Source organism: Phyllobacterium sp. T2-21 (genome assembly GCF_055378485.1).
Window position 1 is genome coordinate 502,554 of the sequence record NZ_AP027915.1, and the last position, 12,439, is coordinate 514,992.

Annotated in this window: 10 protein-coding genes; 4 read left to right on the forward strand and 6 right to left on the reverse strand. The window is 59.6% G+C overall.

What is annotated here, in order from left to right:
• Nucleotides 1-43: 43 nt before the first annotated feature.
• Nucleotides 44-1,510 carry a M81 family metallopeptidase gene (locus tag ACZ5FP_RS24430; protein WP_464664615.1) on the reverse strand — a complete coding sequence of 489 codons (1,467 nt, stop codon included), beginning with the start codon at nucleotides 1,508-1,510 and terminating at the stop codon, nucleotides 44-46.
• A 109-nt stretch (nucleotides 1,511-1,619) separates the two neighbouring features.
• Here ACZ5FP_RS24430 and ACZ5FP_RS24435 point away from each other — a divergent pair, with 109 nt between their 5' ends.
• From ACZ5FP_RS24435 to ACZ5FP_RS24450, 4 genes are all read left to right on the forward strand, one after another.
• On the forward strand, nucleotides 1,620-2,444 hold the full coding sequence (locus ACZ5FP_RS24435) for a M55 family metallopeptidase (RefSeq protein WP_464664616.1): 825 nt from the start codon (nucleotides 1,620-1,622) through the stop codon (nucleotides 2,442-2,444).
• Between the two features lie 54 nt (nucleotides 2,445-2,498).
• The gene (locus ACZ5FP_RS24440) at nucleotides 2,499-3,290 is read left to right on the forward strand and encodes a creatininase family protein (protein WP_464664617.1); all 792 of its coding nucleotides are present in this window, start codon (nucleotides 2,499-2,501) and stop codon (nucleotides 3,288-3,290) included.
• Nucleotides 3,291-3,367: 77 nt separating this feature from the next.
• The gene (locus tag ACZ5FP_RS24445; RefSeq protein ID WP_464664618.1) at nucleotides 3,368-4,987 is read left to right on the forward strand and encodes an ABC transporter substrate-binding protein; all 1,620 of its coding nucleotides are present in this window, start codon (nucleotides 3,368-3,370) and stop codon (nucleotides 4,985-4,987) included.
• Between the two features lie 99 nt (nucleotides 4,988-5,086).
• Entirely contained in the window at nucleotides 5,087-5,764 is a 678-nt protein-coding gene (locus ACZ5FP_RS24450; RefSeq protein ID WP_464664619.1) for a Pr6Pr family membrane protein, read from the forward strand.
• Between the two features lie 12 nt (nucleotides 5,765-5,776).
• Here the strand turns inward: ACZ5FP_RS24450 and pepT are convergent, their stop codons facing one another.
• The 5 genes from pepT to ACZ5FP_RS24475 form a co-directional block, all read right to left on the reverse strand.
• On the reverse strand, nucleotides 5,777-7,009 hold the full coding sequence (pepT, locus tag ACZ5FP_RS24455) for a peptidase T (RefSeq protein ID WP_464664620.1): 1,233 nt from the start codon (nucleotides 7,007-7,009) through the stop codon (nucleotides 5,777-5,779).
• A 177-nt stretch (nucleotides 7,010-7,186) separates the two neighbouring features.
• Complete coding sequence (gene melA / locus ACZ5FP_RS24460; protein ID WP_464664621.1) at nucleotides 7,187-8,560, reverse strand: alpha-galactosidase; 1,374 nt, start codon at nucleotides 8,558-8,560, stop codon at nucleotides 7,187-7,189.
• A gap of 17 nt (nucleotides 8,561-8,577) precedes the next feature.
• Complete coding sequence (locus ACZ5FP_RS24465; protein WP_464664622.1) at nucleotides 8,578-10,224, reverse strand: ABC transporter ATP-binding protein; 1,647 nt, start codon at nucleotides 10,222-10,224, stop codon at nucleotides 8,578-8,580.
• A gap of 35 nt (nucleotides 10,225-10,259) precedes the next feature.
• A complete protein-coding gene (locus ACZ5FP_RS24470) occupies nucleotides 10,260-11,387 on the reverse strand; it encodes an ABC transporter permease (protein ID WP_464664623.1) in 1,128 nt (375 codons plus the stop codon).
• Complete coding sequence (locus tag ACZ5FP_RS24475; protein WP_464664624.1) at nucleotides 11,387-12,397, reverse strand: ABC transporter permease; 1,011 nt, start codon at nucleotides 12,395-12,397, stop codon at nucleotides 11,387-11,389. Before ACZ5FP_RS24475 ends, ACZ5FP_RS24470 begins: the two co-directional genes overlap by 1 nt.
• Nucleotides 12,398-12,439 lie beyond the last annotated feature (42 nt).

Below are 12,439 nucleotides of genomic sequence, written 5' to 3' on the forward strand. Positions count from 1 at the left end.
GAAACGCCGCAGTTCGCTTTGATCTGCGGCGTGTCCAGGCGCTCTACGCCATGGCGGTGGCAAAGGGGTTTTCCACCCTTGGCCAATAGCTGTTCTTCAGTTTTGTATAGGGCAGGTCTTCAAAGTGCGGCTGCAATGCGCCTGGTGCGGCGATGTAAAGAATTTTGCTGGCGATCGGCTCAAATCCGGCACGGAAATGATTGCTTGATTTGACGATGACGATCTTCCGGGTGGAGGGATCAAGCCCGAGCGCTGTCATGCATTCCGGATGAAACGTCTGGGTGCGCAGGCTGTTGAGGATGATGTCGACCCCATCGCAACTGACCCAGGCGGCATCGCCGATGGACAGCGGCACAATGCCGAAACGCTGGGTGATGCCGGAGGCAAGACGCCGTACGGTCACCGTCAGGTCAAGCGGCTGGCCCGATGCCTCGCCGATCTTGCCGCCGATCCGCAAGGGAAGCACCGCGCCTTCCCCGGCTTCGTGGCAAAGCCGGACGGCGATGGGATCCCAATAGAGGCAGCTGGCAACGTCCTTGATGCCCCGTTCGATGACGCGCCTGAGCACGAATGTCGAATCTCCGGGCGCGCCGCCGCCAGCATTGTCCGATACGTCGGCAAGCACAACCGTACCGTGCGGCACCTCCAGTGCCTGATCGAGCGCTTCGTCAATGCTGCTGTGTTCCGGTTTGAGCTCTTTTCGCAGCGCGAATATTTCCTGGCCAAACGCCGTTGCCAGCGCCTGCGCCTTGCCGATGTCGCGATCCGCCACCACCAGCATCTTTGCGCCGACATCCGCAACATCGCCCCACGGGAAACCGTGGCAGAAGGAGACAGACAAGATGCCGTCCTGTCCCTCGAGCGCTTTCATCCGGTCAACCAGCCCGCGCAGCGGCTGCTGATGCACGCGGAACATGCCGATCATGCGGCAGTCGAAATCGGCCATCACCGGACGGCAGCCGTCCTCGAGCACCTTGACCAGCAGCTGGAAAAGATGTTCCGCGCGCTCTTCAATGTCCGTATGCGGATATTCCTTGTAGGCGACCAGCATGGTGGCGTTGTCGATCATGGTCTTTGTCAGATGGCAGTGCAGGTCCAATTCCGCACCCACCGGTATATCCGGGCCCACGATCTTGCGGATATGGGACAGAAGATCACCTTCGACATCGTCATAACCCTCGGCAACGCAGGCGCCGTGCAGCGCCAGCAGCACGCCATCAACGGGCATCGCCGCCTGAAGGTCGGCCAGAATTTCCGCACGAAACGCTTCATAGGTCGTCCGGGTGGTGGTGCCGCCCGGTTCTGCCACCGCGCAGAGGCTTTCAACCACACTCCAGCCGCGATCCGTTGCCGCATTCGACCAGACATGCATCTGCGACGAGCAGCAGTTCAATGGCCTGGACGTGGCATCGCCGTGGGCAATGAGATTTTCACGGAATGCCTCGTAGCCCGTTGGTATGGGAGAAAAGGTATTTGTCTCCGTATCCAGGCCTGCAATGAACAGCTTCACGGTGATCCTCCGAAACTTTTGAAAATTAATTTTCCTATAGATAAATTATGTTTCTTGTCGGAAAGTCAATCTCGTATTAAGCCATATGATCTGGAGCTGGGAGGAAAACATGCGCCTTTACATTTCTGCCGATATTGAGGGGATCGTTGGTGTGGTCAGTCGCGATCATCTGACGCCCGAGGGATTCGAGTATGAACGTGCCCGCGATTGGATGACGGACACGGTTGTCGCCGCCTGCGAGGAGGCGCACGAAAACGGCGTCGAGGAAATCGTGCTGAGCGACTCGCACGGCAATGGCCAGAGCATCAAGATCGAGCGCTTGCCCGATTATGTTCAGATCGTCCGCAGCTGGCCGCGGCCGCTGATGATGATGCAGGGGATCGAGGTCGGAACATTCGCCGGAGCCATGCTGATCGGTTACCATGCGGGGGCCAGCCATATGGGCGGGGTGCTCTCCCATACCATCGGCGGAACGGCATTTCACGAAATCCGCATCAACGGCAAGGTTGTCCCCGAGGCCGGTATCAATGCCGCGACCGCCGGCGATTTCGGCGTTCCGGTCATCCTGGCGTCCGGAGACGACGTGGCGATGCAGGAGATCAGCGAACACCTCGGGGACATCGTGACCGTTCCTGTGAAGTGGGCCTATGGCACCCGTTCGGCGCGCTCGCTCACCCCCAATGCAGCCCATGAAAAACTGCGAGCGGGCGTGAAGACGGCCCTGTCGCGGATTGGTTCGACGCCGCCGCTGGTGATTGAGAAACCCGTTCTGGAGATTACCTTCCGCAACCGGCTTCCCGCCGAATTCCTGTCCTATCTGAAGTTCGTCGAGCGAACCGACGGCTATACGATCCGCTATCAGGGAGACGATATGGTCGATGTGTCGAAGTTCATCATGTTCGTTCTCGGCTTCAATTCGCAGTTGACCTTCTAGCCACGCAGAGCCTGTCACCCGCGATGACAGAGCATTTTCGGGAGTATTGGAACTATGACAAGGGAAGTAGAATGGGCCCGCTTGACGGCCCCGGAACTGAAGGAGCGGGCAGTGCGTCCAAATGCGCTGGTGATCCTGCCTGTCGGCTCGCTTGAGCAGCATGGCCCTCATCTTCCGGTTATCACCGATACCGCCAGCGCTGTTGCCGTGTCGCTGCAAGCGGCGAGGCAGATTGCAGACGAGATGCCGGTGACGGTTCTGCCCGGCCTCTGGCTTGGCATGAGCGAGCATCATTTTCCCTTCGGCGGCACCATCAGCCTTGACTATGCGGCCTATCGCGCCGTGCTGACGAGCATCGTCCGCTCGCTCAAGGTTCTCGGCTTCCAGAGGCTGCTCATCGTCAACGGCCATGGCGGCAACATCGATCCGCTGGCCGTTTCCGTACGTGAGCTCGCGGTGGAATACGCCATGCCCATCGTTGCCACGACACCATGGATGCTCGCGCCGGAAAAGCTGGCCGCGGTGTTCGAGGTGGATGCCGGCCCGACCCATGCCTGTGAAGGCGAATCCTCGCTGATGCTGGCCATCGCCGGGGATATGGTGAAGACGGAGAAGTTCTCCGAAGCTGCGGAAAAGCATGACGGCGCCGTATCGGTTCCATCCGGGATTTCCCGCTTCTACGCCTTCCCGGAACGAGCCCCGGTCACCGGCACCATGGGAGACCCGCGATCGGCATCGGCAGAAAAGGGCGAGCGCTTCCTCCAGATTCAGGCGGACGAACTTGTGTCGCTGATCCGGTCGGAACAACTCTGGTCCAAGCCGCAGGCGGTCTGGGCTGCTTCGTAATCCGGTTTGGTTTGCAAGGAAGACTGGCGGGGCGTTGTCCTGGCCCCGCCGATAAAAACAAAAGAGGAGAACATCTGATGAATTTCGGTATTGCCCGGCAATCCGCAGCTCTTGCCTGCACCGCTTTATCCCTCGCGCTTTTCCCGGTCCTGGCATCACCGGCCAGCGCCAAGACACTGGTTTACTGTTCAGAGGCTTCGCCCGAAGGGTTTGACCCGGCGCTTTATTCCGCCAACAGCACATGGGATGCTTCCTCGAAGCCGGTGTACAATCGTCTTGTGGAGTTTCAGAACGGAACGACGACGGTCATTCCAGGTCTTGCCGAGAGCTGGACGATTTCCGATGACAAGCTCACCTATACGTTCAAGCTTCGAAACAACGTGAAATTCCATACGACAGAATATTTTACGCCCAGCCGCGATCTCAACGCTGACGACGTTATTTTCTCGCTGCAACGCCAGCTCGACAAGACCAGTCCCTGGCACAGCTATATCACGGGCGTTACCTGGGAAATGACAACGGCCATGGGCCTTCCCGACATGATCAAGGAAATCAGCAAGGTCGACGACAAGACCGTCAAGATCGTTCTGGCGGCCCCGAGTGCTTCGGTGCTTGCCAACCTTGCCATGGACTTTGCATCGATCCTTTCCAAGGAATATGCCGATCATCTGCAGGCGGATGGAAAGATGACGCAGCTCAACGAACTGCCGGTGGGGACCGGACCGTATCAGTTCGTCAATTACCAGCAGGATTCCGTGGTCCGTTTCACCGCCAATCCGGATTACTGGGGCGGCAAGCAGAAGATCGATGACCTGATTTTCTCCATTACCCTCGACCAGACGACGCGGATGCAGAAGCTGCGGGCTGGCGAGTGCCAGGTTGCCTCCTATCCGTCGCCCGCCGATGTCGCCGTGCTGAAAGCCGACAGCGAATTGAAGGTGCTGGAACAACCCGGCCTGAATGTCGCCTACCTCGCCTACAACACGCTTGTTCCGCCCTTCGACAAACCGGAGGTGCGCAAGGCGTTGAACATGGCGATCAACAAGCAGGCCATCGTGGAAGCCGTGTTTCAGGGCATGGGGCAGGTCGCGAAGAACCCCTTGCCGCCGGCAGTCTGGGGCTACAACGATGCCGTCAAGGACGATCCCTACGATCCGGAAAAGGCGAAATCAATGCTTCAGGCTGCGGGCGTCAGCAATCTGGCGATGAAGGTCTGGGCAATGCCGGTCAGCCGTCCCTACATGCCCAATGCCCGCCGGGCCGCCGAATTGATCCAGGCCGATTTCGCCAAGGTTGGCGTCTCGGTCGAGATCGTTTCCTATGAATGGGGCGAATATCTCAAGAAGGCGCGCGACAAGAACCGGGACGGAGCCGTCATCCTCGGCGGGACCAGCGACAATGGCGATCCGGATAACCTCTTGAGTTTTTTCTTCAGCTGTACGAGCGTCGGTGCCAGCAATTACTCCAACTGGTGTTTCCAGCCGCTCGATACGCTTCTGCAAAAGGCACGCCAGGTTTCGGATCAGGCCGAACGCACCAAGCTTTATGAGGAAGCGCAGCTCATCATCAAGAAGGAGGCGCCGATCGCAGCCCTTGATCATTCGACCGTGGTCATGCCGATGTCGAAAAAAGTGTCCGGATATGTGCTGGATCCGCTGGGTTCGCATCGTTTCGACGGTGTCGATCTGGCGGAATAGCTGAAAGCTCCGGCGCAGTGACGATTTAGGCAAAAACCGCTTCAGTTTCCGGACGGATATGGCTAGAGCATTCTCCGGCCATCGGAGGAAACTGGGGCGGTGAAATCACCACAAATCATTCAAACATCGGATATCACGGCCGTTCGAATCTACCGCTCCATGCTCGCAATGGTCGTGCTGGCGGGCATTGGCATCGCGTATTTTGCCATCATACCCGCCGCCCATGTCAGCCGGCTCCGGCTGACGGCCAACTTTTTCAGTTATTTCACCATCCAGACCAATACGCTTGTTTTTCTCGGTCTGGTGTTTTCCCTGGCGGTACCATGGTCCCGGCCGGGGCAATGGGCGCAGTGTCCTCCGGTCAGGTCGGCGCTGTTGTCATACGTGGTCATGACCAGCGTCATTTATGCCCTTGTCCTGCAGACCGCGTGGCGGCCAACCGGATGGCAGGCGCGCGGCGACCAGATTCTCCATTACGCCGTGCCGGTGCTTTACGCCATTGACTGGCTGTTCTGGGTCAGGCGCGGCGCGCTCTTGTGGCGCCATGCTCTGTGGTGGCTGCTTTTTCCGGCGGTTTATGCGGTCTACACCCTGATCCACGGCTATTTCTCCGGGTTCTATCCCTATCCCTTCATCGATGTCCCGGAGATCGGTCTCGATGAAACGGCGGTGAACATGGCCTGGATGACTGCCGGTTTTCTGGGGCTGGGAACACTGGTCGTCACTATCGATCGCCTGGCCTGCAGATATGGTGCCCGCAACGCGCGGGCACTCTAGAGCAAATTTGCGCTAGGCGCGTTCTTCCCAGATCTTTGCGAGCTCGACCAGCGTCTTGACGGCTCTTTCCATGTCCTGGCGGCTGACCCATTCGAGTGGTGAGTGGAAGGCGTGGCCGCCGGCAAAAATATTGGCGCAGGGCAAGCCCATGAAGGACAGTCGCGAACCGTCGGTGCCGCCACGGATGCTGCCGCGCACCGGCACCATGCCGGCCCGGCGGACCGCTTCAACCGCGTTGTCGACGATCTCCGGGTGGCGGTCGAGGACGGACTTCATGTTGCGGTACTGCTGCCTGACGGTGAACGTGTAGGACGAACCGGGATAACCGGCCATGACTTCCTTCACCAGCGCTTCGAGCATGGCTTCCTTGGCGGCAAGGCCGTCATCGGTAAAATCGCGGATGATGAAGCTGAGCGCCGCCTTTTCCATCGAACCGGTGACGCCCGTCGGATGAATGAAGCCCTCTTTGCCTTCCGTAGTCTCGGGCGCAATGTCCCGGGGCAACCGGTCGATGATGGCGCCGGCGATCTTGATGGCGTTTTCCATCTTGTCCTTGGCGAAGCCCGGATGAATTGCGACGCCTGAAATGGTGATGTCGACCCCGTCGGCCGAGAAACTCTCGTCCTCGATATGGCCTGCGGTTTCGCCGTCGACGGTATAGGCGAACTGTGCGCCGAGCTTGGCCACGTCCACCTTGTCGACGCCGCGCCCGATTTCCTCGTCCACGGTGAGCAGCAGCTTGATGGTGCCGTGGCGGATATCCGGGTTGTCGACGAGGAACTGTGCCGCCGTGATGATTTCCGCCAGCCCGGCCTTGTCATCGGCACCGAGAAGGGTGGTTCCGTCTGTTGTGATGATGTCATTGCCGATCTGGTCAAGCAGGACGGGATGGTCACTGACCCGGATGACCTGCTGCTGATCGCCTGGAAGTTGTATGTCGCCGCCGCCATAATTATGCAGGATGCGCGGCTTGACGTTCGTGCCGGTAAAATCGGGCGCCGTATCCATGTGCGAGCAGAAACAGATGACCGGCACCGGCTTGTCGACATTGGACGGGATGGTTGCATGGACATAGCCGTGCTCGTCCATATGCGCATCGGACAGGCCGATGGCGAGCAATTCCCCAACCAGCACGTGGCCGAGATTCTTCTGCTTCTCGGTGGACGGTTGTGCGGACGATTTGGGATCCGATTGGGTGTCGATGACGACGTAGCGAAGAAAACGATCGGTAACGGTATCGGTCATGGGCTCAGCTCCAACCTTTGCATGCCAGTGATGCACTGCTGTAGCCTCTGCCACCGGTGTCGTGAACAGATTTTTGCCTTGCTCCCCGCTTTTTCCCGTTCGCGTCCGTCGCAAGCATGCTGCCGGTGTTCAATTGCAGGGTGACCGCCCTGCAATTGATACGATGCATCGCTCCGCCTAAGCAGCCTGCACTTTCCGGGAACCACGGGCCCAGGCGGGAAGCCAATCGCCATGCGCGGCAAGAAGATCATCGACGAGCGACCATATCTGATCGAGATCCAGCTCAGCGGCGGTGTGCGGGTCCATCATAGCCGCATGGTAGATGTGATCCCGGTTTTCGGTCATCAGCGCCTGCACGGTCAGTTCCTGTACATTGATATTGGTGCGGATGAGGGCAGTGAGTTGTGGCGGCAGCGTGCCGACATGGGTTGGCTGAATGCCGGACGCATCGACAAGGCATGGCACTTCCGCCGCACAATTGGCGGGCAGGGACGTGATGCAGCCATTGTTGCGCACGTTGCCGTAGATGACCGATGGTTCGCCGGTCCATACGGAATTCATGATGGACGAGGCATATTCGCGGCTTTCGCTCACTTCAATCCTATCGGCCTTGGCATAGGTTTCCGCCTGTCCCTTCCAGCGCTCGATCTGCTCGATGCAGCGCTTGGGGTATTCATCCAGCGGAATGCCGAACTTTTCGATCAGATCCTCACGGCCTTCCTTGATGAAGTAGGGCGTGTACTCGGCAAAGTGCTCGGAGCTTTCGGTGACGAAATAGCCGAGCCGCGTTAGCATCTCGTAGCGGACCTTGTTCGGGCAGCGCGGATTCCAGTGGCTGGGCTTGGGCAACCGCCCCTCGCGATAGCCCCGGACTAGATCCGGATAGAGGTCGCGGTAACTGCCATCGGGCTGCTGGTGCTCGAACTGCAGGTAGAAGGCCATATGGTTGATGCCTGCAGCGCGATAGCGGATTTCTCCGATTGGGATGTCGAGGTCGCGCGCCAGTTCGCCCGCCGTTCCCTGCACGGAATGGCAGAGACCCACCTGACGGATCGCCGGGTATTTTTCAGCGATCGCCCAGGTGTTGATGGCCATGGGATTCACATACTGCAGCAGGATGGCCTGCGGGCAGACCGCCAGCATGTCCTCGCAGATTGCCCAGAGATGCGGCACGGTCCGCAGGCCGCGCATGATGCCGCCGACGCCAAGGGTGTCGGCAATGGTCTGGCGCAGGCCGTATTTCTTCGGAACCTCGAAATCCGTGACGGTGCAGGGCTCGTATCCGCCGATCTGGAACGCAACCACGACGAAGTCCGCCTTCTCGAGTGCACGCCGGCGGTCCGTATGCGTTTCGATGACGGCCTTGGCATCGAGTGTTTTTGCCAGCTTGCCGGCGACGATGGCGCTTTCGGCGAGGCGCTGCGGATTGATGTCCATCAGCGCGATTTTTGCGCCCGACAGGGCTGGGCGCTGCAGAATATCGCCGATGATGTTTTTCATGAAGACGGTCGATCCGGCTCCGATAAAGGTGACTTTGGGCTGTTTTGACATGGCAATCTCCGGGAGGATTATGCGGCTACCTCGAAGGCGGCTTTGACAAGCCGTTCAGTGTAGGCGGTCTTGGGATGAAAGAGAACGTCGTTGACGGGACCTTCCTCCACGACCTTGCCGTGCTGCATGACCATGACACGATGGCAAAGAACACGAACCACTTTCAGGTCGTGGGAAATGAAGAGGTAACTGAGGCCGCGCTCGTCCTGCAGCTTGCGCAAGAGGTCGATGATCTGCGCCTGGACCGACAGGTCGAGTGCCGAGGTCGGTTCGTCGAGAAGGATGAATTCCGGTTCGAGCGCAATGGCGCGTGCAATGGCAATGCGCTGGCGCTGGCCGCCGGAGAATTCGTGCGGGAAGCGGGACAGGATATTGTGCGGCATCCCGGCACTCGCCAGGGCTTGCTGGACACGGTCGAGACGGTCGGCCCGATTGACGCCGATCCCGTTGATGACCAGTCCTTCCTCGATGATCTGCCCGATCGACATGCGCGGGTTGAGCGAGGAAAACGGGTCCTGGAACACGATCTGCATGCGCGAGCGCAGCGGCCGCATTTCAGCCCGCGACTTGTCGTGGATCGGCTGCCGGTCGAAGTAAATCTCGCCGCTGTCCGTATGCACGAGCCGGACGAGCGCCTGTCCGAAGGTGGTCTTGCCGGAGCCGGATTCACCGACGATGCCGAGCGTCTCGTGTCTGTGGAGTTTCAGGCTGAGACTGTCGACAGCCACAAGCTCGTGCAATTGCGGCTTGAAGAAGCCGCCGCGTTTCAGCATGTAGGTCACCCGCACCGACTTGCCCTCCAGAATGGCTTCGCAGTCCGCCGGCATCGGATTGGCCTGCCCTCTGGGTTCGGACCCGAGGAGATGGCATGTATAGGGGTGGCGGGGGGCGGCAAAGAGCGCTGCGGTCGTGTTGTGCTCCTTCACTTCGCCATGCTGCATGACATAGACATAATCGGAAAATTGCCGGACGACGGTAAGGTCATGGGTGATGAGAATGACCGCCATTCCGAGCCGCTTCTGCAGATCGCGGATGAGGTTGAGGATCTGGGCCTGCACCGTCACGTCGAGTGCGGTGGTCGGCTCGTCGGCGATCAACACGTCGGGATTGTTGGCGAGCGCCATGGCAATCATCACGCGCTGGCGCTGACCGCCGGAGAGCTGGTGCGGATATTGGTTGAGCCGGGATTCCGGATCGGGAATCTGCACCTGTATCAACAGGTCCAGCGCGCGTTGCCGGGCGTCACGCCGGCTGATGCGCTGGTGCACGCGGATGGCTTCGACGATCTGGCTGCCGATCGTATAGATCGGGTTGAGCGAGCTCATGGGCTCCTGAAAGATCATCGACATGCGATTACCGCGCAACGCGCGCCGGGCCCGGCTTGAGAACTTGAGGACATCCTTGCCGTCATAGGCAATCTTCGATTCCCGGGACACCACGGCGCGCTTTGTCAGGAGCCCCATGATGGTGCGGGCGGTCACCGATTTCCCCGACCCGGATTCGCCGACAATGGCAATCGTCTCGCCGCGATAGAGTTGGAAGGAGATATCCTTGACGGCCTCCACGACTCCGTCTTCCACCGTGAAGCGGACGGCGACATTGCGGGCATCGATGATCGGATTGCCCCGATGGGCTGAACTGTCCAGCCGTTGTTCGGGTGCCATGGTGCTTGGTTCCTGCGTGTGCATGGTTTCCGGCCTCAATAGGGATCGACGGCATCGCGCAAACCATCGCCCAGGGCATTGAAGGCAAAGACGGTGACAAGCACGAAGGCGACGGGGGTGAGAATCCACGGATAGGACCCGATGACGGAATAGGTGGCGGTGTCCTGCAGCATCAGCCCCCAGGAAATCAGCGGAGGCTTCACCGCAAACCCCAGGAAGCCCAGAAAGGATTCCAGAAGGACAATGTGCGGGATCGCGATGGTGACGGCAACGATCACATGGCTCATGACATTGGGAAAAATGTGCTGGAAAATGATGCGCCGGTCCGAAGCGCCCACCGCCAGCGCCGCACGCACATATTCGATGCGCGCAAGTGCCAGTGTCTTGCCGCGCACTTCGCGCGACATCTGCGCCCAGCCAAGCGCCGACATGATGATGATGACGAAACCGAGGAAAATGCTCGTCGGAGCCGTGACGGGTATGAGCGAACTGAGGGCGAGATAAAGCGGAAGCTGCGGAAATGCCAGGACCAGTTCAACGAAACGCTGTGTCCAGGCATCGAACCGTCCGCCGAAATAGCCGGAGACCAGCCCGACGGTCGTGCCGACAACCGTCACGATGGAGACGACAATCAACGCAATCATCAGCGAGACGCGGGAGCCGTAAATGGCTCTGGAGAGAACATCACGGCCGAACTTGTCGGTTCCAAGGAAATGCACGGGCTTGCCGTCGAGGGTGCCGAAGAAATGCCGGTCCGCCGGAATGATGCCAAGCAGTTTGTATTCAAAGCCCTTGACGAAGAACCCCAGCAGGCGGGGATTACCATAGTCCAGCCCGACCACCGGCTGGAATGTCACCGGATCAAGTTCCTCGGTCTCGGCGACCGGATAGGTGCGCGGGCGCAGATTGAAATGCCCGTCCTTGTCGAAGAAGCGCACGGCTTCCGGCGGTGCGAAGCCGATCTCCGTCTGGGAGGGATCGACAGGGGCAAAGAAACCGGCGAAGGCGGCCATAACAAGCAGCAGGCAGACGAGGACAAGTCCAATCATGCCGGTCCAGGAACGTTTGAGGCGCCGCCACACGAGAGCCGAATAGCTTTCATTACCGCGGTTGGCCTTGCGGATTTCCACGGCGGCAACCGGCGGTCTTATCTGGATTTGCATCACCGCACCTCCCCATACTGGCGAACGCGCGGGTCCATCAGCGCCAGCAGAACGTCTGCAATGATGTTGCCGACGATCAATGTTGCCGACAGCACCAGCATGAAGGTCGCCGTGACATAGACGTCTCCGATCCACATGGACCCGACGATGGCGGGTCCGACCGTCGGCAGCGCGAAGATGATGGCGGTTTCGATCTCGCCGGTCAGCATGTAGGGCAGGACGACGCCCTGATACATGATGAGGGGATGCAGCGCATTCGGCACCGCATGGCGCATGATGACAGCGCCCTCGCTCAAACCCTTGGCCCGTGCCGTCTCGACATATTGGGCATTGAGCGTGTCGAGCAGATTGCCGCGCATCACGCGCATATTGTAGGCAAGCCCGCCAAAGGTGGCGATGGCAACGACCGGCCACACATGCTGGACCAGATCGACGAACTTGCCCCACGACCACGGCGCGCCGCCATAGCGCGGGGAATAAAAGCTGCCGATCTCCGAGACGTTGAAGTGAAACACCATGATGTAGACAATGATCAGCGCCATCAGGAAGCGCGGCACGGTCATGCCCAGGAACGATATGCCGGAGAGCAGGCTGTCCACCCAGGAATATTGCCGCGTGGCGGCCAGTATCCCGAAGCTGATCCCGATGATCGACGCGAGGATATGGCAGGTGAGGGCGAGGAGAAGCGTGCGCGGCAACCGCTCGCCAACCACATCGGCAACCGGCTTGTTGTAGAACATGCTGTGACCGAAATCGCCGCGAGTCACCATGCCGACGATCCAGTTGACGTATTGCACGGGCAGCGGCTTGTCGAGGCCATTGGCAACCCGGTACGCCTGCGCCTGCGCATCGGCTGCCTCGAAGGATGCGCCGCCCTGGTTCATCAGCTGTGAGCGGATATAGTCGGAGTAATCGCCGGGCGGTGCCTGAATGATGGCAAAAGTCACCACGCTCAGCACAAACAGCACCGGGATGGCGGATGCGATACGCACAAGCAGGAATCGTAGCATGGGCCGGTTCGCTTTTCTTGTGTTGGTTTCAAAACTGGCGTG

Excerpts from the sequence above, each read along its gene's own strand:
- ACZ5FP_RS24435 (WP_464664616.1), top strand. The coding sequence starts at position 1,620 with ATGCGCCTTTACATTTCTGCCGATATTGAGGGGATCGTTGGTGTGGTC.
- ACZ5FP_RS24440 (WP_464664617.1), top strand. The coding sequence starts at position 2,499 with ATGACAAGGGAAGTAGAATGGGCCCGCTTGACGGCCCCGGAACTGAAG.
- ACZ5FP_RS24445 (WP_464664618.1), top strand. The coding sequence starts at position 3,368 with ATGAATTTCGGTATTGCCCGGCAATCCGCAGCTCTTGCCTGCACCGCT.
- pepT (WP_464664620.1), bottom strand. The coding sequence starts at position 7,009 with ATGACCGATACCGTTACCGATCGTTTTCTTCGCTACGTCGTCATCGAC.
- melA (WP_464664621.1), bottom strand. The coding sequence starts at position 8,560 with ATGTCAAAACAGCCCAAAGTCACCTTTATCGGAGCCGGATCGACCGTC.
- ACZ5FP_RS24465 (WP_464664622.1), bottom strand. The coding sequence starts at position 10,224 with ATGGCACCCGAACAACGGCTGGACAGTTCAGCCCATCGGGGCAATCCG.
- ACZ5FP_RS24470 (WP_464664623.1), bottom strand. The coding sequence starts at position 11,387 with ATGCAAATCCAGATAAGACCGCCGGTTGCCGCCGTGGAAATCCGCAAG.
- ACZ5FP_RS24475 (WP_464664624.1), bottom strand. The coding sequence starts at position 12,397 with ATGCTACGATTCCTGCTTGTGCGTATCGCATCCGCCATCCCGGTGCTG.